Annotated in this window: 19 protein-coding genes and 2 pseudogenes; 13 read left to right on the top strand and 8 right to left on the bottom strand. The window is 62.8% G+C overall.

Annotated elements, in window-relative coordinates; all coding sequences use genetic code 11:
• Nucleotides 1-130: 130 nt before the first annotated feature.
• The 3 genes from ABIE49_RS07850 to ABIE49_RS07860 are packed head-to-tail and all read right to left on the bottom strand — an operon-like array spanning nt 131 to nt 3,038.
• Nucleotides 131-1,120 carry a threonine ammonia-lyase gene (locus ABIE49_RS07850; protein WP_192737750.1) on the bottom strand — a complete coding sequence of 330 codons (990 nt, stop codon included), beginning with the start codon at nt 1,118-1,120 and terminating at the stop codon, nt 131-133.
• Between the two features lie 53 nt (nt 1,121-1,173).
• Nucleotides 1,174-2,229 (bottom strand): glycosyltransferase family 4 protein, encoded by a 1,056-nt coding sequence (locus ABIE49_RS07855; RefSeq protein WP_192737751.1) that lies wholly within the window; start codon nt 2,227-2,229, stop codon nt 1,174-1,176.
• Nucleotides 2,226-3,038 carry a UDP-2,3-diacylglucosamine diphosphatase gene (locus tag ABIE49_RS07860; RefSeq protein ID WP_192737752.1) on the bottom strand — a complete coding sequence of 271 codons (813 nt, stop codon included), beginning with the start codon at nt 3,036-3,038 and terminating at the stop codon, nt 2,226-2,228. Before ABIE49_RS07860 ends, ABIE49_RS07855 begins: the two co-directional genes overlap by 4 nt.
• Before the next feature lie 1,021 nt (nt 3,039-4,059).
• On the opposite strand from ABIE49_RS07860, the gene ABIE49_RS07865 reads away from it, so the two are divergent.
• Complete coding sequence (locus ABIE49_RS07865; RefSeq protein WP_192737753.1) at nt 4,060-5,034, top strand: Bug family tripartite tricarboxylate transporter substrate binding protein; 975 nt, start codon at nt 4,060-4,062, stop codon at nt 5,032-5,034.
• 70 nt (nt 5,035-5,104) lie between these two features.
• Nucleotides 5,105-5,443, top strand: coding sequence for a monooxygenase (locus ABIE49_RS07870; protein WP_192737754.1), 339 nt, complete (start codon nt 5,105-5,107; stop codon nt 5,441-5,443).
• A gap of 63 nt (nt 5,444-5,506) precedes the next feature.
• Here the strand turns inward: ABIE49_RS07870 and ABIE49_RS07875 are convergent, their stop codons facing one another.
• The gene (locus ABIE49_RS07875) at nt 5,507-5,788 is read right to left on the bottom strand and encodes a hypothetical protein (RefSeq protein WP_192737755.1); all 282 of its coding nucleotides are present in this window, start codon (nt 5,786-5,788) and stop codon (nt 5,507-5,509) included.
• A gap of 467 nt (nt 5,789-6,255) precedes the next feature.
• On the opposite strand from ABIE49_RS07875, the gene ABIE49_RS07880 reads away from it, so the two are divergent.
• Genes ABIE49_RS07880 through ABIE49_RS07900 form a run of 5 tightly spaced genes read left to right on the top strand, consistent with a single transcriptional unit; the run spans nt 6,256 to nt 10,879 of the window.
• Nucleotides 6,256-7,557 (top strand): ABC transporter substrate-binding protein, encoded by a 1,302-nt coding sequence (locus ABIE49_RS07880; RefSeq protein WP_192737756.1) that lies wholly within the window; start codon nt 6,256-6,258, stop codon nt 7,555-7,557.
• Between the two features lie 55 nt (nt 7,558-7,612).
• Nucleotides 7,613-8,512 carry a branched-chain amino acid ABC transporter permease gene (locus tag ABIE49_RS07885; protein ID WP_192737757.1) on the top strand — a complete coding sequence of 300 codons (900 nt, stop codon included), beginning with the start codon at nt 7,613-7,615 and terminating at the stop codon, nt 8,510-8,512.
• The gene (locus ABIE49_RS07890) at nt 8,512-9,468 is read left to right on the top strand and encodes a branched-chain amino acid ABC transporter permease (RefSeq protein WP_192737758.1); all 957 of its coding nucleotides are present in this window, start codon (nt 8,512-8,514) and stop codon (nt 9,466-9,468) included. The genes ABIE49_RS07885 and ABIE49_RS07890 overlap by 1 nt, the downstream gene beginning before the upstream one ends.
• Nucleotides 9,468-10,211 carry an ABC transporter ATP-binding protein gene (locus ABIE49_RS07895; protein ID WP_192737759.1) on the top strand — a complete coding sequence of 248 codons (744 nt, stop codon included), beginning with the start codon at nt 9,468-9,470 and terminating at the stop codon, nt 10,209-10,211. Before ABIE49_RS07890 ends, ABIE49_RS07895 begins: the two co-directional genes overlap by 1 nt.
• A gap of 5 nt (nt 10,212-10,216) precedes the next feature.
• Nucleotides 10,217-10,879: an ATP-binding cassette domain-containing protein gene (locus ABIE49_RS07900; protein WP_192737760.1), complete on the top strand. Its 663-nt coding sequence runs from the start codon at nt 10,217-10,219 to the stop codon at nt 10,877-10,879.
• 29 nt (nt 10,880-10,908) lie between these two features.
• On the opposite strand, the gene ABIE49_RS07905 is transcribed toward ABIE49_RS07900, so the two are convergent.
• Nucleotides 10,909-11,997 carry a TRAP transporter substrate-binding protein gene (locus ABIE49_RS07905; protein WP_192737761.1) on the bottom strand — a complete coding sequence of 363 codons (1,089 nt, stop codon included), beginning with the start codon at nt 11,995-11,997 and terminating at the stop codon, nt 10,909-10,911.
• A gap of 180 nt (nt 11,998-12,177) precedes the next feature.
• Nucleotides 12,178-13,158 carry a Bug family tripartite tricarboxylate transporter substrate binding protein gene (locus tag ABIE49_RS07910; RefSeq protein ID WP_192737762.1) on the bottom strand — a complete coding sequence of 327 codons (981 nt, stop codon included), beginning with the start codon at nt 13,156-13,158 and terminating at the stop codon, nt 12,178-12,180.
• Nucleotides 13,159-13,501: 343 nt separating this feature from the next.
• On the opposite strand from ABIE49_RS07910, the gene ABIE49_RS07915 reads away from it, so the two are divergent.
• A complete protein-coding gene (locus tag ABIE49_RS07915; protein WP_192737763.1) occupies nt 13,502-15,760 on the top strand; it encodes a fused MFS/spermidine synthase in 2,259 nt (752 codons plus the stop codon).
• A gap of 81 nt (nt 15,761-15,841) precedes the next feature.
• Here ABIE49_RS07915 and thiD read toward each other — a convergent pair whose 3' ends face one another.
• Nucleotides 15,842-16,639 carry a bifunctional hydroxymethylpyrimidine kinase/phosphomethylpyrimidine kinase gene (gene thiD, locus ABIE49_RS07920; RefSeq protein WP_192737764.1) on the bottom strand — a complete coding sequence of 266 codons (798 nt, stop codon included), beginning with the start codon at nt 16,637-16,639 and terminating at the stop codon, nt 15,842-15,844.
• A gap of 188 nt (nt 16,640-16,827) precedes the next feature.
• On the opposite strand from thiD, the gene ABIE49_RS07925 reads away from it, so the two are divergent.
• The 5 genes and pseudogenes from ABIE49_RS07925 to ABIE49_RS07945 all read left to right on the top strand — a co-directional run bounded on the left by ABIE49_RS07925 (nt 16,828) and on the right by ABIE49_RS07945 (nt 22,964).
• Nucleotides 16,828-17,073: an Lrp/AsnC ligand binding domain-containing protein gene (locus ABIE49_RS07925; RefSeq protein WP_192737765.1), complete on the top strand. Its 246-nt coding sequence runs from the start codon at nt 16,828-16,830 to the stop codon at nt 17,071-17,073.
• A 54-nt stretch (nt 17,074-17,127) separates the two neighbouring features.
• Nucleotides 17,128-18,450 carry an extracellular solute-binding protein gene (locus tag ABIE49_RS07930; RefSeq protein ID WP_192737766.1) on the top strand — a complete coding sequence of 441 codons (1,323 nt, stop codon included), beginning with the start codon at nt 17,128-17,130 and terminating at the stop codon, nt 18,448-18,450.
• A gap of 196 nt (nt 18,451-18,646) precedes the next feature.
• Nucleotides 18,647-20,362: an ABC transporter permease gene (locus ABIE49_RS07935; protein WP_192737767.1), complete on the top strand. Its 1,716-nt coding sequence runs from the start codon at nt 18,647-18,649 to the stop codon at nt 20,360-20,362.
• 25 nt (nt 20,363-20,387) lie between these two features.
• A pseudogene (locus tag ABIE49_RS07940) lies at nt 20,388-21,496 on the top strand (ABC transporter ATP-binding protein).
• A 307-nt stretch (nt 21,497-21,803) separates the two neighbouring features.
• On the top strand, nt 21,804-22,964 hold the full coding sequence (locus tag ABIE49_RS07945; RefSeq protein ID WP_192737768.1) for a TAXI family TRAP transporter solute-binding subunit: 1,161 nt from the start codon (nt 21,804-21,806) through the stop codon (nt 22,962-22,964).
• Nucleotides 22,965-23,150: 186 nt separating this feature from the next.
• On the opposite strand, the pseudogene ABIE49_RS07950 reads toward ABIE49_RS07945, so the two are convergent.
• Nucleotides 23,151-24,078, bottom strand: a pseudogene (locus ABIE49_RS07950) (c-type cytochrome).
• Between the last annotated feature and the right edge of the window lie 97 nt (nt 24,079-24,175).

Raw genomic sequence — 24,175 nt, forward strand, 5'->3', positions numbered from 1 at the left:
CAATGGGTTGGACTCCGGCCCGGCCGCCGGTTGGACTAATGCGCAAGCGCTCGGGAATCACGGGATTTGGCGGTTCTCGCTATCGGGCCGGGCTGAGCCGTCGTGACCTGCGGCGTCCTGCCGCACCCATTCAGGCGACCAGCTTGGCGAACAGGTCGGCGTCAACATTGCCGCCGGAGAGGACGATGACGACGTTCTTGCCGCGCACATCGATCCGGCCGGCCAGCAAGGCGGCGAGGCCGACGGCGCCGCCGGGTTCGACCACCAGCTTCAGTTCCCGATAGGCATACGCCACCGCCGCCCCGACCTCCGCGTCGGAAGCGACCACGCCTTGGGCGAGCAGCTTGCTGTTGATCGAGAACGTCATCACGCCGGGGATCGCGGCCATCAGCGCATCGCAGATGGTGCGATCGGCCGCATGATGGGCTTCGCGGTGGCCGGCGCGCAGCGAGAGGCCGTGATCGTCGTAGCCCTCGGGTTCGGCGACGATCAGCGTCGATTGCGGAAAGCGCGCCTTGATGGCCGTCGCAACGCCCGCGATCAGCCCACCGCCGGAGGCCGGCGCCACCACGATATCGGGCGTCAGGCCAAGCGCGGTCATATCCTCCGCGATCTCGCGGCCCGCCGTGCCCTGTCCCGCGATCACGAAGGGATCGTCATAGGGGCGCACCAGGGTCGCGCCGCGCTTGCTCGCGATGTCCCTGGAGATCGCCTCGCGATCTTCCTTGTCGCGGTCATAGAGCACGACTTCGGCGCCATAGCCCTTGGTGCGCTCGCGCTTGGTCAGCGGCGAGTCCTTGGGCATCACGATGGTCGCCTGCATGTTGAGGATCTGCGCCGCCGCCGCCACGCCCTGGGCGTGGTTGCCGGACGAGAACGCGACCACACCGCCGCCGCGTTCGGCCTGCGGGATCGAGGCGAGCTTGTTGAAGGCGCCGCGGAACTTGAAAGAACCGGTCCGCTGCAGCATTTCCGGCTTGAGAAAGACCTTGGTTCCGACGCGTTCGTTGAGAACCGGGAACGACAGCAGCGGCGTTCGCACCGCAAAGGGCGCAACCACCCGCGCCGCCGCATCGATATCTGCGGCACCAATCGGTACCATCGAGGCTTGATCCGTCATGACCACTTTGTATCGCGTCCGTGGACGGGCGGGCAAGACGCAATCCGGTGAAGTCAGGCGGCGAAATGCGGGTCTTCCACAAACTCGACCACCTCGCCTTCGGAGCCTGGGGCCCGGACATTGAGGGCATGGTCGATAAAAACCCGCGCCGAGGCCTGCCAGGTGTGGGCGGCGGCGAACTCCACGCAGGCCTGCCGCGGGATCTGCAGCGCGTCGAGGCAGGCGGCGCGCAAATCGTCGCTCAGCACGCCGACCGGCGCCGCACCGATCACGTCGCGGGGACCGGTGACCGGAAAAGCGGCAACCGGCACGCCGCTGGCGAGCGCTTCCAGCAGCACCAGGCCGAAGGTATCGGTCTTGCTGGGGAACACGAAGATGTCGGCGGCCGCATAAATCTCCGCCAGTTCCTCGCCGTGCCGGGCGCCCAGGAACACGGCATCCGGATACTTCCGCTCCAGCGCCGCACGGGCCGGGCCATCGCCGACAATTAGCTTGGTGCCGGGCAGATCGAGGTCGAGGAACGCCTCGAGGTTCTTTTCGACCGCGACGCGGCCGACACTGAGGAACACCGGCTGCGGCAGACAGAGGTCGGTGGTGCGTGGATGAAACAGCGAGGTGTCGACGCCGCGCGACCACAGCACCACATTGCGAAATCCGCGCTGGCGCAATTCAGCTGCCAGCGCCGGTGTTGCCGCCATCACCGCCTGGCTCGGCCGGTGAAACCAGCGCAGCGCGCGCCAGACCCATTTTTCCGGAATTGGCGAGCGCGCCGAGACGTATTCCGGAAAGCGCGTGTGGAAGCTCGTGGTGAACGGCAGCCCGTGCTTGCGGCAATAGCGACGAACCAGCAAGCCGATCGGACCTTCGGTCGCGATGTGAATGCTGTCGGGCTTGGCCGCTTCGATCAGCGCCGCGATCTTCGCCGGGTAAGGCAGCGCGAGCTGCAAATCCGGATAGCTCGGCATCGCAAAGGTGCGAAACGATTGCGGCGTCAGGAAGCTGACGTCGACGCCGAAGCCTTTGGCGGCTTCCGCCATCATGGTCAGCGTCCGCACCACCCCGTTGACCTGGGGATGCCACGCATCGGTCGCGACCAGAATATGCGTCATGCCGCGCGCGCCGCGACGCGGGGAACCGGCGCCAGCCGGCGCTGCGGATCAGCCCAGGTGATGATCTCGAACCGGCCGTCCTCGTGCTCGACCAGCGCGGTGCAGCTTTCGACCCAGTCGCCGCAGTTCATGTAGCGGATGCCGTGCTCGTCGCGGATGGTGGCGTAGTGGATATGGCCGCAGATCACGCCATCGGCGCCGTGACGCCGCGCTTCGCCGGCCAGGGTCTTTTCGAACGCGCCGATATAATTCACCGCGTTCTTGACCTTCAGCTTCGCCCATTGCGACAGCGACCAATAGGGAACGCCGAACATGCGCCGGAAGAAGTTGACCAGGCGATTCATCTGAATGGCGAAATCATAGGCCTTGTCGCCGAGATGGGCGAGCCAGCGCGCGTTCTGCACGACGAGATCGAAGATGTCGCCGTGGATGACGAGATAGCGCTTGCCGTCGGCACCCTCATGAATGGTGTTTTCCACCACATCGATGCCGCCGAAATGGGTGCCGTAATAATTGCGCAGGAACTCGTCGTGATTGCCCGGCACGTAGACGACCTTGGCGCCCTTGCGCGCCTTGCGCAGCATTTTCTGCACGAAGTCGTTATGCGATTGCGGCCAGTACCAGTTGGACTTCAGCGCCCAGCCATCGACGATATCGCCGACGAGATAGATGGTGTCGGCGTCGTGGCTTTTGAGGAAGTCCAGCAACCGGTCGGCTTGCGAGCCGCGGGCTCCGAGATGGACGTCGGAGATAAACAAAGTGCGAAAGCGCCGCTCCGGGCTCTCTTCACTCGAGGAGTCACTACCCATGCCGTGCACCTAACAGATCCCTGTGACAGGGCGATGACAACCGACGCGACTGATAGCCCCACGCGAATCGATGACGCGCCCCTGCAAAAGCGGATAGCAGCGCGATGCGACAGGGAAACGACGGCAAGTCACGTGGATTTACGGTCATCGTCCGGATCGTTATTTGGTTCGTCGTCCCGGCGAACGCCGGGACCCATACGCCGCGGCCCTCATTGTGCAGAAGGTCTCCAACGCTGGCGTTCTAACCGATGGGCCGCGGCGTATGGGTCCCGGATCGCGTTCGCTGCGCTCACTTGTCCGGGACGACCAAAATTATTCTCGCGACGCATTGCGCCCGAGGTTTGCAAGTAACTTCCCGCCCGAAATAAGAGGGCGCAGGGAAGACCGGGTGCGCGCTGCACCCGCGGTCTCGCGTGCGGTTTGCACAAAACAAAGTGCACACGAGCATACAGGGCAGCGGAGAACACCCGGCCTTCCCTGCGCAATGGCTTTACGGCTTATGCCGTGATCTCCCCGGAGACGAGTTCTTGGTTGACTCCGTCGCTGCCGTTCCCGCTTGCGCTTCTCCGACAGCTTGACGCCTGCAACGGGCGCCAGGACCACACGGTTTTGCCGTACGCTCGTCCGCGCCGTCGTCTCAGCGCAAACCAGCGTCCACCGCAACCCGCCCAACGTCCGTGACGACGGCCGACGCCCTTCTGAGTAGGACGGGATGGCCAAATCTGTATGCCTGATTTGCCTTCTGGTAAACAGAAATATTTTTTATTCTGGGGCTTGACACGAATTCTGGAAACCGGAACTGATTTGCCCGACGGGTTGATTTGTCGCACTTGCGGAATTGGCCATCCGTAGTCCGTAGCCCGGATGAGCAACGCGATATCCGGGTCTTATGTCGCATCGACCCCGCATATCGCATGCGCTCATGCGGGCTACTTGCCGGCAGCGGTTGCTGCTGTCACACTTCCTCCAAATCCTGCGGCAATGACCGCGCAAACCGGCATGCAGGACGAGAGAGGAAACGATGAAGTTCGTAGCGAGCCTGTCCGCCGCGCTGCTGGTGCTGCTGTCGGCGCAGGCGGCATCGGCGCAGTCCAGCTATCCGAACAAGCCGGTGAAGATCCTGGTCGGCTTCACGCCCGGCACCGCGCCGGACCTTGCGGCGCGCATCCTGGCCGAACGGTTTGCCGAGGTCTGGGGCACGCCGTTCGTGGTCGAAAACCTGCAAGGCGCCGGCAGCAACATCGCCACCGAACGCGTCGCCAAGTCGGCCGCCGACGGCACCACGTTGCTGATGGGCGGCAACTCGGCGCTCGTCATCAATCCGAGCCTGTATGACAAACTGCCGTTCGATCCGGTCAAGGATTTTGCGCCGATCTCGCAGGTATTCATCGCGGCGAACGTGCTCGCCGTTCCGCCAGAGCAACCTGTCAAGACGGTGGCGGAGTTGGTGGCGCTCGCCAAGGCGCAGCCCGGCAAACTCTCCTATGGCCATGCCGGCGTCGGCACGTCGCAGCATCTCGGCGCCGAACTGTTCAAATACATGGCGCGTGTCGACATCGCATCGGTGCCCTATCGCGGCACCACGGCGCTGATGCCCGACCTGCTCGCCAACCGCATCGCGATGTCGTTCGCCAATATCGTGAACGTGGTGCCGCTGGCGAAGGAAGGCAAACTGCGCGCGCTGGCCATCACCTCGGTCAAGCGCTCGGCCCTGGCGCCCGACCTGCCGACGATGGCGGAGTCCGGATTTCCCGGCTTCGAGGCGGTGCCGTGGTTCGGCCTGCTCGCGCCATCAGGCACGCCACAGGACATTATCGACAAGCTGCACGGCGAAACCGTCAAGGCGCTAGCGCTGCCGGAGGTGCGCAAGAAGTTCGACGAACTCGGGCTTGAGATGGTCGGCAATACGCCGGCGGAGTTTGCGGCCGTCATCAGGAAGGAGACGCCCGAATGGGCAAAAGTGATCAAGGAGGCCGGCATCAAGCTCGGCAACTAGGTTAAACTGCAAGCGCGCGGACTGCGCCTGCCACTACCCCATCCGCTTAACCCCACCTGAGGAAACCGCCATGGCCAATTGCATCGTTGTCGTTCAGTTCGACTTGCCGAAGCGAACCGAGGAACAGGCAATCACGGGCGGCACGTCGAGCGCGCCGACCTACCGCGGCCTCGCCACAAAAGGTTTGATCCGCAAGGACTACCTGAACGGCGAAACCGGTACCGGCGGCGTCTATCTCTGGGACAGCCGCCAAGCGGCGGAAGCCTGGTTCACGGAGGAACGCGTGGCGGAATTGACAAAGCGCTTCGGGGCGCGCCCTCGCCTCACCTGGTACGACACCCATGTCACGGTCGATAATTTGAAGGACGAGACGCGCGTCAACGGCAAGGCGATCGAGGCCGTGGCCTGACGATAGCTGTTGCGCCACTGCGCGTGATTGAATCGCGCGCACTGCGTTACGCGTGCGGAAGATTTAGGTCCCGCGCGTCGCCACCGAAGAGTAGCGTTTGCTGCGCTTGCCTTCATTGGGCACGAACTGGGCAAACACTTCCCTGACGCGGTCGGCCGGCGTCGCATCGCGCGTGAAGCGAAGCTCCGTCAGTGTTTCCACCTGTCGGGGTGCGTAGATGGCGCTTTGATAGAGCGACCCGTCGAAGCGTGAATCGCTCTCGCTATCGCGCAGGCAAGCATCGGAAACAAACAACAATACAAACAGTGCCGATCCTACGACGTAAAAATATTGAAAAATGGGCATCGCTTTTCGCGCCTCCTTTTGCAGGAGAATGCACGCGCCCGATAAAGACCCGGTTTAACGCCGCCCGGTTTTTGCCGGAGCGGTTGTTCGCCACTTATCAATTTGCGTAAAATTTTAGCAATCGTCCGAGTGCGTGTGCGGGCTGGCTTTTGCGGCATTGCGGACAAACCAGCGGGGGCCGCCCAGACCGCGGTTGAACTATTGCGGACAGCCGATCATCCGGACACGCAACTTGTGCCTGTGTACTAGTGAACCGCTCTACGTGAGGGCTAGTCAAGGACCGGCAAATTTCATGAGCACGGCTGACGGGAGATCCGGCAACAACCGCATTGCGCCGGGACCCTTCCATGCGCCGCGACGGGGGAGGTAGTAAGTGCTGGCAATATGCCAAAATAATAAGTAGCGTCGCGGCAAGAAAAAACGCGATGGCCGCCCGGCCAGCGCAAGTTTAAAAAAGGGAGATTTCAATGCATTGCCTGAAGGCTGCAGTTGCAGCCGGTATTGCCATCGCCACTCTTACCGGCGCAGCGCTCGCGCAAACCAAACCCCAGGAAATCAAGATCGGTATCACGACATTCTTGTCGGGGCCGGCTTCTGTCTTCGGCGTGCCGGCAAAGGCCGCGGCTGAGATGATTGCGGAAGACCTGAACAAGAAGGGAGGCATCGGCGGTGTCCCCGTGAAGCTTTCCTTTATCGATGAGGGCGCCGGCGGCGAAGCGCTGGTCTCCAACTACCGGCGCATGGTGCAGGACGAAAAGGTCGACGCGACATTCGCCTCGATCTCCTCCGGCAGCTGCAACCAGCTTGTTCCGGTTGCCGAAGACCTCAAGGTCATGAACTTCATGTGGGATTGCGGCGCGGCCTCAATCCTCGAGACGAAAAAGTACCGCTACAATTTCCGCACGCAGGCGAACGGCACGCCAGAGATGCTCGCGGTGCTCGTCTATCTCCTCAAGACAAAGCCCGACTTCAAGACCATCGCGGTTGTCAATCAGGACTACGCGTGGGGCCGCGAAAGCTGGGAGATATTCTCGACCGCTTTGAAAGCGATGAAGCCCGACGTTCAGGTGGTGGCGGAGCTTTTTCCGAAGTTCGGCGCGCCTGACTATTCCACCGAGGTATCCCGCTTGCTGGCACTGCGGCCAGATGTCGTCTTCACCACCTCCTGGGGCGGCGACCTCGACACACTGGTGCGACAGGCGGGCCAACGCGGCTTGTTGCAGCAATCGACATTTGTGCTGGGTATCGGCGAATCCTCGATCCAGCGACTGGGCAAGGATCTGCCGGAAGGCCTGATCGTTGGCGCGCGCGGGGACCACTGGTTCCTGCATCCCGAAAAGAAGAACGACCCGGCCTTCAAGGCCTTTGCCGAGGCATTCAAGGCAAAGACCGGCGCTTGGCCGATCTACCCGGTCTACCATATGGCGCAGGCCTTCACGGCGTTGCAGACGGCCTATGACAAGGCGATCAAGGCCAATGGCGGCAACTGGCCGACGCGAGAGCAGGTCGTGGACGCGACTGCCGGTACCGAATTCGCGACCGGTTTCGGCAGGCCAATCACGCTAAGGCCTGAGGACAACCAGGGTCTGGAAGCGCAACTCGTCGGCGTCACCAAGTCCTTCCCGGGCTATGACTTCAAACTGCTCGACAACATGATGATCTTCGATCCAAAGGTGATCACCAATCCGGCGGGCGTGCGCTCGGTCGATTGGCTGAAGATGCTCAAGCCGGAATTCGTCAAGATGGACGTGCCGACCTTCAAGCAGTAGCCTTGATCACCGTCCTCCGGTTTCAACCGGAGGACGGGCTTTCCTGAAGGTCCCCATGAACTCGACTCTCGCCACCCTGGCCGTCCTGGACGGGATCAGTTACGCCGCCTTGGTGTTCTTGGTTTCCGTCGGGCTCAGCCTGATTTTCGGCGTGCTACGCGTGGTAAACGTGGCGCACGGCTCGCTCTATGCCTTCGGCGCTTATCTCGCCGCGACATTCAGCCTCGCGATCGCACACGTGTCGCCGTGGCTCACCTATCCGGCGCTGCTGGCCGCCTCCATCGTAATCGGCATCGTGTGCGGTGGTTTCATCGAGCGCTTCCTGTTGCGACCGCTCTACGGACGCGACGACGTGCTGCAGCTCCTGATCACCTTCGCAGCCTTCATGATCATGGACAACCTGCAGCGTCTGATCTGGGGCGTTCAGCCGATCTTCGCTGCCGAGCCCTTGAGGCTGTTGCCGAACATCAGCGTATTCGGCGTAAACTATACGTCCTACCAGGTCATCCTGCTGCCGGGCGTGGCGGTCGCGACACTGCTTGGACTGCGCTACTTCCTGCGGAAAACCCTTGCTGGAGCCGTAATTTTGGCGGTCACCGAGGATCGCGAAGCGTCGACCGCCATCGGGATCGACGCGCAGCGCGTCTACTCCATTACGTTCATCATCGGGGCGAGCCTGGCCGCGCTAGGCGGTGCGCTTGCTTCGCCGACCACATCGTTGGTCCCCGGCATGGGCGCCGACATGATCGTGCTCTCTTTCGCGGTGGCGGCCACTGCGGGTTTGGGGCAGATCGAGGGCACCGCCCTCACGGCGCTCATGATCGGTTTGACGCGGGCCTTTGTCATCTACCTTCAGCCGGAGTTCGAAGTGCTCGTACCATACCTGCTGATGGTGGTGGTACTTCTGGTGCGTCCGTTCGGACTGTTCGGCGCCGTGCAGGTGAGAAAAATCTGATGGCGGGCCGCATCAAGCCGATCACGGCAGTCGCAATCTTCTTTTTTCTGGTCAGCGCAATAGCGCCGCTCTTCATGGCGAGCTGGGCGACGCTGTTCGCGCTCATTCTGGCCAAGGGCGTGGTGGTGCTCGGCATCGTCCTGTTGCTACAGGCGGGACAAGTGTCGTTCGGACACGCGATGTTCTTTGCCACCGGCGCCTACACCGCGGCGTTCTGGGGCAAATACATCGGTGGTGGCGATATCCTGCTCTATCTCGTGCTCGGTGGCTTAACGTCCACTCTTGTCGGCCTGATCGTCGGTCTGTTCGTGGTTCGCTACCGGGAAATCTTCTTCGGAATGCTGAATCTGGCTTTCTCGATGGTGTTGTGGTCGCTGCTCGAGAAAATGTTCCACTACACCAACGGGGCTGACGGCATCCGGGTCGCCCGTCCCGGGTTGCTCGGATTTTCGTTCACGCCGGAGACGTTCCAGTACGTCATTCTCTATGTCAGCCTCTTGATCGCGATTGCCGCGTTCTACGGCGTGCAACGCTATCTCGACAGCCCGCTCGGTCACATGTTGCGGGCAATGAAATCAAATGAAACCCGGCTCGAATATCTGGGAATGTCGGCGCGGCGCGTGCTGCTCATCGGTTACGTGATCTCCGCATTTCTAGGTGGCATTGGCGGTACGCTGGTATCGATCATTCAGCAGATCGCGACGCCCGAGTTCGGCTTCTGGACCAAGTCCGGCGAGTTCGTGTTCATCGCGATCCTCGGCGGCGGCGCCCATGCCTTCGGTGCTTTCGCGGGTGCTGCGATGTTCGAATGCGTGCGGTTCTATGCCGCCGCGCATCTGGCAGACTCCTGGCAGCTCATCCTCGGCGTTGTGCTGATCGTTATCATCCTTTACGCGCCGAACGGCCTGATCGGCCTCCGCCAGCGCTACGGTCAATCCAGGCAGGGAGGGCATTGATGGCCAACGTCCTGCTTTCCGCAAAGAACATCAAGATCCGGTTCGGCGGCGTCATCGCCGCCGACGGGATCGACCTCGATGTCCTCGAGGGCGAAAACCTCGCCATCATCGGGCCGAACGGGGCCGGCAAGACGACGTTCCTCAACATATCGACCGGTTATCTGCGGCCGCAAGCCGGCTCCGTAACCTTTCTCGGCCACGACATCACCGCGCAGCTGCCGCGCAAGATCACCAAGCTCGGCATTGCCCGCGCCTTCCAGATTCCACAGCTGTTCCTCGATCAGACCGTGATGGAGAATATGCTGATCGCAGCCGCCTCCCTGCGAGGGCGCCCGTCCGGCTTCCAGGCGCTTTCGCGGATGCCGGAGGTGCCGGAAATGGAGCGGCTGCTGGATCTCGTCGGTGTCAGATCGTATGCAGAACGTACAGCGCGGGAGCTGCCCGAGGGACAACGCAAGCTCGTCGATATCGCGCTCGCGCTCGCGCTGAAGCCAAAGCTGCTGTTGATGGACGAGCCGACCTCAGGCGTTGCGTCGTCCGAGAAACTAGCCATCATGGACATCCTCACTGCAGCGCTCGCAAAGGAGAAAGTCACCTCCGTCTTCGTCGAGCACGACATGGACATGGTGGAGCGCTACGCCAACCGCGTCGCGGTATGGAATGTAGGCAAGATCCAGAAGGTCGGCACACCGGCGGAGGTTCTGGCGGATCCAAAGGTCCGGGAACAGGTGATCGGGATATGACACCGATGCTGAGTTTCGAGAACGTCAACGTCGCGATTGCAGACGCGCCTGTGTTGCGCAATGTCAGCTTCTCGCTGCTTCCGGGCGTGAGCGCCGCTCTGATCGGACGAAACGGCGCCGGCAAGACGACAACCGTTCGTACCGTCATGGGCTTCACGAATGCGAGCGGCACCGTTCGACTGGGTGGCGAGGATCTTGGACCGATCCCACCGCATCGCCGGCCGTCGCTGGGCCTTGGTTACGCCCCGGAGGATCGCCGCCTGTTTTCAGCCTTCACCGTGGAAGAAAACATCCTGCTGCCCGGTCGTGTCGCGAAGCTGAACCCGGAAGAGATGCGACGCCGGCTGGAGCGGGCCTATACGGTGTTGCCGGAACTCACGGAACTCGCCAAACGTCCGGCGGGATCGGTCTCGGGCGGACAAGGCAAGATGGTCGCGCTTGGGCGGGCGCTCATGCTCGGCACTCGGCTCCTTATCCTGGATGAACCATTTCAGGGCCTCGCGCCGGTGTTGGCGCAGCGATACGCGGAAGCGCTCCGACGGCTTCGTTCGCAGGACAAGGATATTACGCTGCTGATCACCGAGTCGAACCCGAAGCTGCTCGAGACATTTGCGGACGTGACACTCACCATCGAACGAGGCGAGATCGAGGGCCGGCCCAGCAACTAGGCTGCGCCGCGCCCCCGGCCGCCGCGCACTCAGCCCCTGCGCATCTTGCTGAGCAGATAGTTGTCGTAATAGTTTTCCGCGATCTGCGTGTAGAACAGCATTTCCTTCATGTAGGCGTCGTGGCTCTCCTTGGTCTTCTTGAAGAGCGGGCTCTTCTCGGCGATTTCGTTCAGATGGTCCTGCGTGGCGGTGTAGCAGGCCTCCATGACCGGTTGCGGGAACGCACGCAGTTCGGCGCCGCCGGCGATCAGCCGCTTCAGGGCGGCTGGATTGACGCTGTCGTATTTTTCGATCATCCACGCGCCGGCCGCTGCACCGGCCTGGCTGAGAACTGCCTGGTATTGCTTGGGGAGCGCATTCCGCTTCTCGTCGTTGACGATCATGTGGAGCATGGCCCCGCCTTCCCACCAGCCGGGGTAATAATAGTATTTTGCTACTTTGTAGAAGCCGAGCTTCTCGTCATCATAAGGGCCGACGAACTCGGCGGCATCGATCGAGCCTTTCTCGAGCGCCGAATAGACGTCGCCGCCCGCGATCTGCTGCGGCACGATGCCGAGCTTTGCGAGCACATGGCCGCCCATGCCTGCGATGCGGAACTTGAGGCCCTTGAGATCATCGACGGTCTTGATCTCCTTGCGGAACCAGCCGCCCATTTGCGTGCCGGAATTGCCGCACAGGATCGCGTGCGCCTTGAAAGGCTTCAGCGCCTCGTTGCAGAGGTCAGCGCCGCCGCCGAACGTCCACCAGGAATGCTGATGGCGATGGTTCATGCCGAAGGGCGCGCCGGTGGCATAGGTGAGCGCCGGCTCCTTGCCGATGTAGAAATAAAGCGGGGTCTGCGCCATCTCGACGGTCGCGGTGCTCACGGCATCGAGCGCCTGCAGGCCGGGCACGATCTCGCCGGCCGCAAAGGTCTGGATCTGGAATTTGTTGTCGGTGGCGTCAGCGACGTATTTCGCAAAGGTCTGCGCCGTGCCGTAGATGGTCTCGAGCGACTTTGGAAAGCTCGAGGTCAAACGCCACTTGATCTCGGGCGCGGCTTGCGCGATCGCGGGTGCCGCAACCAGCGTCGTCGCGCCGGCCACGGCACCGCCTTTGAGGAACGTACGGCGCTTCATGTGATCACTCCCTGGAATTGCAGATGGATTGGCGCGGGGCAGCGAGGCCTCCGCAGCCTTCAGTCCTCATCTTAGCGAACTTTGGGGGATGCGTGGAAGTGCTACTTCAGCGCACCGCGCTATCGGCGGCGGGCGGGCACCGACGCGCGGCGCCCGCATTGGAGCAAGGAAAACGCTCCTCTAGTCCAGCTTCACATTGGCCTCTTTCACGACCTTGCGCCAGCGCACGACTTCGTCTGACACCATCCTCGCGAATGCAGGGCCCGTGACATCAGGGACATCAGAGCCGTTGCGCTCCCAGGCCTCCTTGATCGCAGCGACCTGCATCGCCTGCCGCAGCTCCTTGATCATGCGTTCGACGATCGCCGGCGGCGTGTTCTTCGGCGCGAACAGGCCGTACCAGGTCGCCACTTCAAAATCGGGCAGACCGGCTTCCTTGGCGGTGGGAAGGTCGGGGAAAGCCGCCACCCGCTTCGGCGCGGCGACCGCGAGCGCGCGGAGCTGCCCGGCCCTGATCGGCGCGGCCGACGAGCCCATGCCGTCGAACACGACAGGCACATGGCCGGCGATCAGATCCTGCATCGCAGGTCCCGCCCCGCGATAGGGCACGTGCTGGAGGTTGGTCTTGGTCAGGATCTTGAACAACTCGCCCGCGAGATGATGCGTGGTGCCGGCGCCGGCGGAGCCGTAGTTCAACTGGCCCGGGTTCGCCTTGTTGAACGCGATGAATTCGGCAAGCGTCTTGGCGGCGACCTTGTCGGGATTGACCACGATCACCTGCGGCGGACGCGCGATCAGCGCAACCGCGACAAAATCCTTCTCGATGTCGTAGTCGAGGTTGGGATAGAGCGACGGTGCAATAGCGTGATGCGCCGCGCCCATGAAGAAGGTGTAGCCATCGGGGGCGGCCTTGGACGCCGCGGAGGCGCCTACCGTGCCGCCGGCGCCGGCGCGGTTTTCGATCAGCACGCGTTTGCCGAGTTGGGTGTCGAGCTGGGCTGCGAGCGGGCGCGCGAAAGCGTCGGTGCCGCCACCGGCCGCGAACGGCACCACGAATGTGATCGGCTTATCCGGCCATGTCTGGGCCTGGGCCGGATTTGCGGCAATGGAAAGGCCCGCCAGTACGGTCAATATGGCGTAGCGCAGGGTTTTTTGTCTCACGGCATTTCTCTCCCGGATATTTGCGGCTGGTCCGCGCGTTGGCGGCGTCGCGATTCACTTGAATTACAGGCGGCGAATTATAGGTGCCGGGCATGGTCCCGCCAATGGGCCATTCGGACAAGGAAAGCCGGGGCGCCTGGCCGCTCTGCACGGCATCGACGGTGCGCCAGCAATGAGGCGCAAAACGGTCGATTGGCCGGTGCCTTTCTGCCGTCGTTGGGGCAGCGCGGAGGCACGCTTTGGCCGCTGATTAACCCTTTGATCTCCACGGTTTCTATTTCATACTTGATCCATTCCTTCGAGATTGCCCCGGCAAAACGGCGCTCGATAACCAAGCATTTGCATGACCGATCACGTCAAACCGGCTCTTGTGACCGCCTCGGCCAGCCGTTCGACCCTGGTCATTGCGCTCTACACCGCCGCTATTTTTCTCAGCGCCACGCTGCTGTTTGCCGTGCAGCCCCTGTTTACGAAAATGGTGCTGCCGCGATTTGGCGGTTCGCCATCGGTGTGGTCGGTGGCGATGGTGTTTTTCCAGGGCGTGCTGCTGGTGGGCTACGCCTATGCCGATGTGCTGACACGGCTCGTGCGGGGCCGATGGGCGCTCGCGATCCATCTTTGCGTGATGCTGGGAGGGGCCGTATTCGTTCCGCTCTCAGTCGCGAATGGCTGGGACCTGCCGCCCGCCGATCACGAGGAGCTTTTCCTGCTCGGTATGTTTGCGGTCTCGCTTGGCTTTCCGTTCTTCGCGCTGTCCGCCAACGGTCCGCTGCTGCAGGCATGGTTTGCCCGTTCCGGCCTTGCTCAAGCCAGCAATCCTTATTTTCTCTACTCGGCGAGCAATATCGGCAGCCTGCTTGCGCTGTTCGCCTACCCGTTGCTGGCAGAGCCGCTCTCGACGCTGAGCTTTCAGAATGGCGCATGGCGCTACGGCTATTACCTGCTGGTTGGCCTGATAGCGTTGTGCGGAAGCCTGGTGTTTCTCAATCGGGACCACGACAATCCCGTTTTGCAGGCGCAGGCAACCGAGGCGGCGCCCGCGCTGGGACGAATGGTTTACTGGGTGGCGCTGGCCTTCGTGCCGTCGGCGCTGATGATTGCCGTGACGACGCACATCACCACCGATATTGCCGCGGCGCCGTTCTTGTGGGTGCTGCCGCTGTCGCTCTATCTGATCAGTTTCATCCTGGTGTTCAGCGAGCGAAACCATATTGCGCAGGCGACCTGGATGAAGGCGCAGCCGGCGCTGCTGGCCTTGATCGTGCTGACGCTGGCGCTCGATATCCGCACATGGCTCGTCGTCGATGTCGGGCTGCATCTGCTGACGTTCTTCGTCACGGCGATGATCTGCCACGGCCTGGTGGCGGCGACGCGGCCGCAGCCGGCCTATCTCACGCGGTTCTATTTCTGCATGTCGCTGGGCGGCGTGCTCGGCGGAATCTTCTCAGGGCTGATCGCGCCGAAGCTGTTTTCGTGGATCGCGGAATACCCGATTCTGATTGTCGCAGCTGCGCTGGCGCGCCCGGCACCTTCGTGGCCGACGGCAAGGGAAGCCGGCCTGGTCGCTGGCTTTGTCGTGCTTGTGCTGCTGGCAAGCCTGCCGGGCTTCCGCGACGGCTTTGCGGTTCAGCCAGTAGCCAACTGGATGGTGTGGACGGCCGTATTGCTTCTGGTGGCGGGCGCCCTGTTCTCGAGTTCCTCGTCGCTCCGGCTCGCCGCGCTGTTTGCCGCCGCTTTCATCGTGACGCGGGCCTATCCGCCGAACGTGCGGCATCTCGAGACCGTGCGCAGCTTTTTCGGGGTTCACAAGATCGAGGTGACCGAGGATGGCCGCTTCCGCGCGCTGCGTCATGGCATGGAATTGCACGGCGCCCAGCGGCTCACGACGGACGACGGCAAGCCCGTGACCGGCAGGCCGGTGCTTTCGACGTACTATCATCCGGACTCGCCGATCGCCGAAGCGGTCGATGCCGTGCAGGACAAGAAAAACGGCCCTGCCCGGATCGCCGTGATCGGGCTGGGAGCAGGTTCGATCGCCTGCCTCGCGAGGCCACAGGATCGTCTCGACTATTATGAAATTGACGCGGATATCATCCGCATCGCCAAAGACCCGGCCCGCTTCACTTTCCTGCGCGATTGCAAACCCGAGACAAATATCATCCTGGGCGATGCCCGCCTCACGCTCGCCAATGCCACCGATGCCCGTTACGATCTCATTATCGTCGATGCCTTCTCGTCCGATTCCATTCCGGTGCATCTATTGACCCGGGAAGCGCTGCGGATCTACCTGTCCCGCCTCACTCCAGACGGCATTATCGTGACACACATATCCAACAATCATCTCGATCTATCCGGCGTCGTTGCCGCGACCGCGGCGAGCGAAGGATTGATCGCTCGGCTGTATGATGAGGATGAGGTGCCGAGCCTTGACCCGATGATAAAGTTCTCGACGGTCATGGTGCTGGCGCGGAATGATATCGATCTTGGATTGCTGCAGGATTGGGACGTCGAGAGGCCTGCGCCTGGTCAAGCCCCGTGGAGCGATGATTTTTCGAACTTGCTCGGTCCGCTGATTGCCAAGATGAAGAAAGGCAACGACTGAGGATGCAGCCCGGATGAGAGCAGCGACGTCACAGATACCCGCATGTCGCTGCGCTGATGCGGGCTACTCACTCAAACAGCTTCAGTAATACTTGTGAAAATGATGCACCGGGCCATGCCCGCGGCCGACGCTGAAGCGGTCCGCGGCGGATATCGCCGCGCTGATCCAGGCCTTGGCGTTGTGGACGGCGGTCTCCATGTCCTCGCCCTTCGCAAGGCCTGCCGCAATCGCCGACGACAGCGAGCAGCCGGTGCCGTGGGTGTTTTTGGTGGCGACGCGCGGTGCTGCCAGCGTGATGGTCTTCCCGGCGTCGATAAAATAGTCGGTACTGTCGGCGCCCTGCCCGTGACCGCCCTTGATCAGCACCGCGCGGCAGCCCATCGCCAGCAACCGCTTGCCCTGATTTTCGACCGCGGCTTCGTCCGTCGCAATCGGCTCATCGAGCAAGGCGGCGGCTTCCGGCAGATTGGGCGTGATGACCGAGGCGAGCGGAATGAGCCTGGTGCGCAGCGCATCGACGGCTTCCGCAGCCAGCAGGCGGTCGCCTGAGGTCGCGACCATCACGGGATCGAGCACGACATGCTGCGGCGACCAGCGCGTCAGCCCGGCGACGATGGCATCGATGCTGGCGGGCTGCGCCACCATGCCGATCTTGACCGCGCCAACGGCGAGATCGGAAAATACCGCATCGATCTGGGCGGTGATGAACTCCGCCGGCACCTGATGGATGCCGCTGACGCCGGTCGTGTTCTGCGCCGTCAGCGCCGTGATGACGGAGGCGCCATAGACGCCGAGCGCGGCAAAGGTCTTCAGGTCGGCCTGGATTCCGGCGCCACCGGACGAATCGGAGCCGGCAATGGTCAGCGCGATCGGCGTCATCGCCTACCTCGTGGAATGGGAGAGTTCGGAGCCATAAACTGTCCTAGCGCGACCGGCCATTGCCAGCAAGTTGGCTTGCCACGGCGGCCCATTTTTGGCCTTCTGATTCTGACGCGTTTTCAGGCGCGAACCGGTATCCACTTCGCTCGAAAACGCTATATTGAGAGCAACATTTTCGGAGACACATCATGGTTCCCTTCTTCGTCCAGTTCAAATGCAAGCTCGGCCAGTCCTATGCGGTGGCCAATGCGCTCGCGGAAGCCGAGATCGCCTCGGAGATCTATTCCACCGCCGGCGATTACGACCTGCTGGTCAAGTTCTACGTCGACAACGCCACCGACATCGGCCATTTCGTCAACGAGAAGGTGCAGGTCATTCCCGGCATCCAGGACACCCACACCATCATCACCTTCAAGGCGTTCGGCGGGAGCTAGTCCCCGCCGCTTCCGCGGCCACCGGCAACGACAAGAACAAGCAAACGGGGAAACATGATGCATCGGCTGTTGACGCTGTCGCTTTGCGCAGCGCTGGTCTCGACCGCGGCGTTCGCGCAGGCGCCCGCCGGCAAGGTCACGGTTGTCACCTCCTTCGCCAAGGACGTCACCGACCCCGTCAAGAAGGCGTTTGAGACGGCGACGCCGGGCGTGACGCTGGAAGTGCAGAACCGCAACACCAATGCCGGCGTGAAGTATCTCGAGGAAACCAAGTCCAGCAACCAGGTCGATCTGTTCTGGGCTTCTGCGCCCGATGCGTTCGAGGTGCTCAAGGGCAAGGGGCTGCTGCAGAAATACGCGCCCAAGGCATCAGGCATTCCCGAGAAGATCGGGCAGTTTCCGATCAACGACCCCGCCGGCTTCTATTTCGGCTTTGCCGCGTCCGGCTACGGCATCATGTGGAACGAGCGCTACGTGAAGGCCAACAAGCTGCCTGATCCCAGGGAATGGCAGGATCTCGCCAAGCCGGTTTATTACGACCACGTCTCGATCGCCGCCCCCTCGCGCTCCGGCACCACGCACCTGACCGTCGAAGCCGTGCTGCAGGGTGAAGGCTGGGCCAAGGGCTGGGGCACCATCAAGGCGATGGCCGGCAATTTCCGCAACATCACCGAGCGCTCGTTCGGGGTGCCGGAAGCGGTCAATTCCGGGCAGGTCGGCTACGGCATCGTGATCGACTTCTTCGCGTTCTCGGCGCAGGCCTCCGGCTTCCCCGTCAAATTCATCTATCCGACGGTGACGACGATCGTGCCGGCCAATGTCGGCATCGTCGCCAATGCGCCGAACAAGGCCGCGGCCGAAGCCTTCGTGGAATTCCTGCTCTCGCCTGCCGGACAGCAAGTGCTGTTCGAGCCGGGCATCCGCCGCCTCCCCGTCAATCCCGACGTCTATGCCAAGGCGCCCGCGGACTACCCGAACCCCTTCAAGGATCCGCGGCTGAACTCGATGATAAAATTCGACGTCGCCAAGTCCGAAGCGCGCAACGATGTGGTCGACGTGCTGTTCGACCAACTGATTTCGTTCCAGCTCGATTCGCTGAAGGCCGCGACCAAGGCGATCCACGAGGCCGAAGCCGCGATCGCCAGGAAGGACAATGCGCAAGCCCGCGCGCTCATCACGCAGGCGCGCGAGCTGATCGCTGCAATGCCGGTCGATGAAGCCGCAGCCTCCGCCAAGGAAACGGCAAGCGCATTCACCGGCGGCAAACAGAAGGGCGCACGGCAGGCCGAACTGGAACAACAATGGGCTGTTTTCGCCAAGGAACGCTACGCGCAGGCGCAGGCCAAGGCCGAGGAAGCAGCGAAGCTGGCGAAGTGATACGAGGGCGCCCATCTCTCGATGTCGTCCCGGCCGAGTGCGCGATTGCGCACGGGGCCGGGACCCATAGCCACTGGCTGTTCTTGTTGAAAACGGTATCTCTCACCGATGTTTCACCGCGAGGCCGCGGCGTATGGGTCCCGGCCCCGTGCGCAATCGCGCACTCGGCCGGGACGACGTTGTGGGCGCACCGCCCATGAGCCTCACCCTCCCCGCCCCACGCGCCCGCGCAAGACTTTCCGCAACGCCGGGGCAGATCGCGCTGGCGCTCGGCATTGCGGTTTTCCTCGCGCTGTTTCTGGTGTGGCCGTCCGCGACGGTGATCTATGTGGCGTTCACCGAAAAGGGCGGCGGTGCTTTCACCCTGGTCAATTTCGCCGATTTCTTCCGCACTGACTTGTTCCTGCGTTCGTTCTGGAATTCGTTCTACGTCTCGGCGATGGCGGTGGTTGGAGCGTCGATCCTGGCGCTGCCGCTCGCCTACATCACCTCGCGCTTTGCCTTTCGCGGCACGGCGCTGATCCAGACGCTGGGATTTCTGCCGCTGATCATGCCGCCATTCGTCGGCGCGGTGGCGATGCAGTTGTTTTTCGGCCGCAACGGCAGCGTCAACCTGCTGCTGGATGATTGGCTCGGCTTCAAGATCCCGTTCATGGAGGGGCTCAACGGCGTCATCTTCGTGCAGTCCATCCACTATTTTCCGTTCATCCTGATCAACCTCTCGGCGGCGCTGCGCAACATCGACGCCTCGATGGAGGAAGCCGCGCAAAATCTCGGCTCGTCCGGATTTCGCCTGTTCCGCCGCATCGTGTTTCCGCTTGCGATGCCCGGCTATATCGCGGGCGCCTCGCTGGTGTTCGTCAAGGTGTTCGACGATCTCGCCACGCCGCTGCTTTTGAACGTCAAGGACATGCTGGCGCCGCAGGCCTATCTGCGCGTCACCTCGATCGGGATCGCCGATCCCATGGGCTATGTGATCGCGGTGGTGCTGATCGTGGCCTCCGTCGCGGCGATGGCACTTTCGGCGCTGGCGACCCGCGGCATCGACTATTCAACCGTGCAGCGCGGCGGTGGCGGGCTCGCCCGGCGCAAATTGCGGCCGTATGAAAGCGTGCTCGCCTATCTGACGGTGATGCTGATCCTGCTGCTGGTGCTGGCGCCGCATGCCGGCCTGCTGCTGCTGTCGTTCTCGACCGTGTGGTCGTTCTCGCCGCTGCCGGACGGCTATACAATGGCGCATTACGCGCGAATTTTCGGCGAAAGCTCGCTCTATATCAAGAACACGCTGATCTATGCCTCGTTGGCTGGACTGATCGACGTCGTGCTCGGCACGGCAATCGCCTACCTGGTGTTGCGCACCAGACTGATCGGGCGCGACGCGCTGGACTGGGCGGCCTCGGCCGCGCTCGCCGTCCCCGGCATCGTGCTCGGCATCGGTTATTTGCGCGCGTTCTACGGCGTGAAACTGTGGGATGGCACGCCGCTGGCCTCGCTGTGGATCGTGATCGTGCTGGCGCTGGCAATCCGCCGCCTGCCCTATGCGCTGCGCGCCTGCTACGCAGCGCTGCAGCAGATATCGGTATCGCTGGAAGAAGCCGCCGAAAATCTCGGCGCCACCAAGCTGCGCACCGTGCGCCGGATCGTGACGCCGCTGATGATGGGCGGCATGCTGGCCGGCTTCGTCACCAGCTTTGCTACCGCCGCCGTCGAATTGTCGGCGACACTGATGCTGGTGCAATCCAACTCCGACGCGCCGCTGGCCTACGGCCTTTACGTGCTGATGCAATCCGCGGCGGGCCGCGGCCCTGGCGCGGCGCTCGGTGTCATCGCCGTGCTGCTGGTCGCGGTCTGCACGGTCCTGTCGCATTTCGTGATCGAGCGTGGCCGCGCCATGCCGCAAGCAGGACATTGATGCTCATGCCGGGATTATCAGCACCATGACGGCCTCAGCAGGCAATCGAGCGATCGCCGTACCGGCCGTCGGTGTCCGGATCGAACAGGTCAATCTGTCCTATGGCGACAATCACGTCTTGAAGTCGATCGATCTCGACATCCGCCCGGCGAGTTCTTTGCGTTTCTCGGTCCCTCCGGCTGCGGCAAGACCACGCTGCTGCGGCTGATCGCCGGTTTCAACCACGCCGACAGCGGACGCGTGCTGGTCGGCGAGAAGGATATTTCCGCTCTGCCACCATGGAAACGCGACATCGGCATGGTGTTCCAGTCCTATGCGCTGTGGCCGCACATGACGGTGGCGCGCAATGTCGCGTTCGGCCTCGAGGAAAAGCGCGTGCCGCGCGCCGAGATCGGCCCGCGGGTCGCGGCCGCGCTTGAACTCGTCGGGCTCACCGGCCTCGATCAACGCCGCCCGGCGCAGCTCTCCGGCGGGCAGCAACAGCGCGTGGCGCTGGCGCGCACCATCGCGGTCGAACCGAAGCTCCTGCTGCTCGATGAACCCCTGTCCAATCTCGATGCCAAGCTGCGCGTACAGGTCCGCCGCGAGCTGCGCGAACTGCAGCAACGGCTTGGACTCACCACCATCTTCGTCACCCACGACCAGGAAGAGGCCAACACGGTTTGCGACCGGATCGCGGTGATGAACCAGGGCGTCATTCAGCAGGTCGGCACGCCGAAAGACCTTTACGAACAGCCGGCCAATTTGTTCGTGGCGAATTTTCTCGGCACGGCCAACATTGTCGAAGGCCGCGTGATCGGCGACGGCGCCTCGCGCGCCTTTGAGGTGGCCGGCGGCCCGAGGATACCGATTGCTGCGGACCGGAAAGTGGCCCCGGGTGCACGCATGGTGTTCCGGCCGCAGGATTGCGCGATCGTCGGTGCGAGCCAGAGCGCCGGACCGGACAGGACGATCGCCGACGGCACGGTAACCTACCGCGAATTCCTCGGCGCCAGCGTGCGCTATGGCGTGCGCGCCGGCTCGGCCGATATCGCGGTCGATTGTCCCTTCCATGCCGGCGACGCGCTGCACGAGGTGGGCACCGCCGTGGCCGTCGCGATCGCCACCCGATCGGTGCGCTTTCTTTCCGACTAGGACGTTGCCACGATATGGTTCGCGATATCAGCGCAAGCGCGCGGGCTCGATCCGGTCGCGAATGACTGGCACGGCGCGCTGGCTCAAATCAGGACTTGCCGCCCTCCGCAGCCATTTCGGACAACGCAACGCGTCAAGCTGACGCGGATCGGTACCCCCTGCTTCTGCCTTGCAGTAGGCGCGGAAATCCGCGAGCATTCGCGCCAATACGCAAAGCCTGCTTCCAGCTGACATCCCGCTCGCGGGCAAGGAAACATCGGCGACAAGCGTCTCAAGGCTGCAACGTCAGCCGCAACGGGAGGGATGAATGATCAATCCGAAGATGATGCTTGCGGCCATCGCGCTGACCGGAACCGTGGTCGCGGCATCGACGGCGGCCGCACAGGTGAAATTGCCACCCAACGTGACGATGACCGCGTATGACACGGGGACCTCCGGCTTCAACATCACGGTTGCCGTCGGCAAGATGTTCAAGGACAAGTATGGCAGCGATGCGCGCGTGCTGCCCGCCGGCAACGACGTCGCGCGCCTGCAACCGCTGCGCCTCAACCGCGCCAGCATCTCGGCGATGGGCGTCGGGGTCTTTTTCGCGCAGGAAGGCGTGTTCGAATTCGCGACCCGGGAATGGGGACCGCAGCCCATCCAGATCACGCTGAGCTCGATCGACTGCAACGGCCTTTCGCTGGCGGTCGCCGCCGACATCGGCGTCAAGACCTATGCCGACCTGAAAGGCAAGCGGATCGGCTTCGTGGTCGGTTCTCCCGCGCTCAACCAGAATGCACTTGCCGTGCTGGCGTTCGCCAATCTGACGGCAAAGGACGTCAAGATCGTCGAGTTCGCGGGCAACAACGCGATGTGGAAAGGCATCATCAACAACGACACCGATGCGGTATTCGGTTCGACGATCTCCGGGCCCGCCAAGGAACTGCAGACATCGCCGCGCGGCATCACCTGGCCCGCGATGCCATTCACCGACAAGGCGGGATGGGAGCGCATGCGCAAGGTCGGCCCGTATTTCACCGAGCACAAGGCAACCTGCGGCGCAGGCGAATTTTCCAAGGAAAAGCCGGTCGAGGTCGGCACCTATCCGTATCCGATCTACAGCGTCTATGGCAGCCAGTCCGAAGACGAGGTCTACATGCTGACCAAGGCGATGATCGACGGCTATGACGGCTACAAGGACAACGCACCCGGCGCCAGCGGGCTTGCGGTGAAGGCGCAGGCCAAGAACTGGGCGGTGCCGACGCACAAGGGCGCGGTCAAGGCGCTCAAAGAGGTGGGCGCCTGGAGCGACGACCAGGAGAAGCACAACAACGCACTGCTCAAGCGGCAGGAAGTCCTGATCGCGGCGTGGACCGACTACATGAAGGGCAGCCCGGCTTCCGATCCGGCAAAACTCGCCGAGGAGTGGATGGGCGTACGCAAAGCCGCGCTCGCCAAGGCCGGCATGGTCAATACGTTTGAGTGATGTAACGTCACCGGTATCGCGGTTGGCTCAGTCACCTCTCCCGCTTGCGGGGGAGGTCGGCGCATAGCGCCGGGTGGGGGCTCTCTCCACACGATGACTCGCGGATAGACCCCCACCCCAGCCCTCCCCCGCAAGCGGGAGAGGGAGCGCAGTCCCATCGCGGTTGCGACCTCGCATCAAAACGCGTCAGGATTTCTCCGGCTTCTTCGGCCGCGGCGGTCCCTCCACCGGCGGCAGCGATTTCAGATATTCCGCCATCGCGGTGCGGTCCTCCGGTGACAATTGCGACGTGTTGCGGATCACGCGCGCCATCGAACCGCCTGCGGTGTCGCCCTCGGGCGTCATCCCGCTCTCGAGGAAATAGGCGAAATCCTTCGCGCTCCAATCCGACATCCGCTTCTGGGTGATGTTGGGCACCCAGCCCTCGCCTTCCGGATTAGGCCCGCCCGCAAAGCGTTGCGCGTCGATGATGCCGCCGAGGAAATTGCGCGGGCTGTGGCACTCCGCGCAATGACCGAGGCTGTTGACGAGATAGGCGCCGCGATTCCATTGCGCCGATTTGCTGGCGTCCGGCACGAACGGCTTGCCGTCCGTGAACAGGAATTTCCACACCCCGACATTGCGGCGGATGTTGAACGGAAACGGCACGTCATGGTCGCGCGTCTTGCCGGCCACCGGCGCAAGCGTCTTCAGATACGCAAAGAGATCCCGGATGTCTTCGACCTTGGCATGTTCGTAAGACGCGTAGGGAAACGCCGGAAAATAATGGAAGCCCGACGGCGACGTGCCCTTGAGCACGGCGGTGACGAAATCGGCCTCGCTCCATCGCCCGATGCCGTCGTTCGGATCGGGCGAGATATTGGGAACGTTGAAGGTGCCGAACGGCGACGGAATCGGCAATCCACCGCCGAGCTTGAGCCGATCGGGGCTGGTTCGGCACGGCGTGGCAGGACGAACATCCGCCGGCATTGAACGCTGTGAGACCGTTGGCGAGGTTAGGCGTGTAGGCTGGCAATGAACTCGCAGCGACCACCGCCGGTATGGTCAGCCACCAGAAAATGCCAAGCCCGGCGACGGCGGCCAAAACGGCCAGAAGGAACAGTCGTTTCAGCATTCACCAATCCGTCATCGGTCGTTGCAGTATGGCGGCCAGTATGTACGCAATTTTGGCCGGAAGCTTCCATGAAATTTCGACAAGTCACGGTGATGAA

This window comes from Bradyrhizobium sp. OAE829 (assembly GCF_040546575.1).
In the GTDB taxonomy this organism is placed as follows: Bacteria; Pseudomonadota; Alphaproteobacteria; order Rhizobiales; family Xanthobacteraceae; genus Bradyrhizobium.

Excerpts from the sequence above, each read along its gene's own strand:
- ABIE49_RS07850 (WP_192737750.1), bottom strand. The coding sequence starts at position 1,120 with ATGACGGATCAAGCCTCGATGGTACCGATTGGTGCCGCAGATATCGAT.
- ABIE49_RS07855 (WP_192737751.1), bottom strand. The coding sequence starts at position 2,229 with ATGACGCATATTCTGGTCGCGACCGATGCGTGGCATCCCCAGGTCAAC.
- ABIE49_RS07860 (WP_192737752.1), bottom strand. The coding sequence starts at position 3,038 with ATGGGTAGTGACTCCTCGAGTGAAGAGAGCCCGGAGCGGCGCTTTCGC.
- ABIE49_RS07865 (WP_192737753.1), top strand. The coding sequence starts at position 4,060 with ATGAAGTTCGTAGCGAGCCTGTCCGCCGCGCTGCTGGTGCTGCTGTCG.
- ABIE49_RS07870 (WP_192737754.1), top strand. The coding sequence starts at position 5,105 with ATGGCCAATTGCATCGTTGTCGTTCAGTTCGACTTGCCGAAGCGAACC.
- ABIE49_RS07875 (WP_192737755.1), bottom strand. The coding sequence starts at position 5,788 with ATGCCCATTTTTCAATATTTTTACGTCGTAGGATCGGCACTGTTTGTA.
- ABIE49_RS07880 (WP_192737756.1), top strand. The coding sequence starts at position 6,256 with ATGCATTGCCTGAAGGCTGCAGTTGCAGCCGGTATTGCCATCGCCACT.
- ABIE49_RS07885 (WP_192737757.1), top strand. The coding sequence starts at position 7,613 with ATGAACTCGACTCTCGCCACCCTGGCCGTCCTGGACGGGATCAGTTAC.
- ABIE49_RS07890 (WP_192737758.1), top strand. The coding sequence starts at position 8,512 with ATGGCGGGCCGCATCAAGCCGATCACGGCAGTCGCAATCTTCTTTTTT.
- ABIE49_RS07895 (WP_192737759.1), top strand. The coding sequence starts at position 9,468 with ATGGCCAACGTCCTGCTTTCCGCAAAGAACATCAAGATCCGGTTCGGC.
- ABIE49_RS07900 (WP_192737760.1), top strand. The coding sequence starts at position 10,217 with ATGCTGAGTTTCGAGAACGTCAACGTCGCGATTGCAGACGCGCCTGTG.
- ABIE49_RS07905 (WP_192737761.1), bottom strand. The coding sequence starts at position 11,997 with ATGAAGCGCCGTACGTTCCTCAAAGGCGGTGCCGTGGCCGGCGCGACG.
- ABIE49_RS07915 (WP_192737763.1), top strand. The coding sequence starts at position 13,502 with ATGACCGATCACGTCAAACCGGCTCTTGTGACCGCCTCGGCCAGCCGT.
- thiD (WP_192737764.1), bottom strand. The coding sequence starts at position 16,639 with ATGACGCCGATCGCGCTGACCATTGCCGGCTCCGATTCGTCCGGTGGC.
- ABIE49_RS07925 (WP_192737765.1), top strand. The coding sequence starts at position 16,828 with ATGGTTCCCTTCTTCGTCCAGTTCAAATGCAAGCTCGGCCAGTCCTAT.
- ABIE49_RS07930 (WP_192737766.1), top strand. The coding sequence starts at position 17,128 with ATGATGCATCGGCTGTTGACGCTGTCGCTTTGCGCAGCGCTGGTCTCG.
- ABIE49_RS07935 (WP_192737767.1), top strand. The coding sequence starts at position 18,647 with ATGAGCCTCACCCTCCCCGCCCCACGCGCCCGCGCAAGACTTTCCGCA.
- ABIE49_RS07945 (WP_192737768.1), top strand. The coding sequence starts at position 21,804 with ATGATCAATCCGAAGATGATGCTTGCGGCCATCGCGCTGACCGGAACC.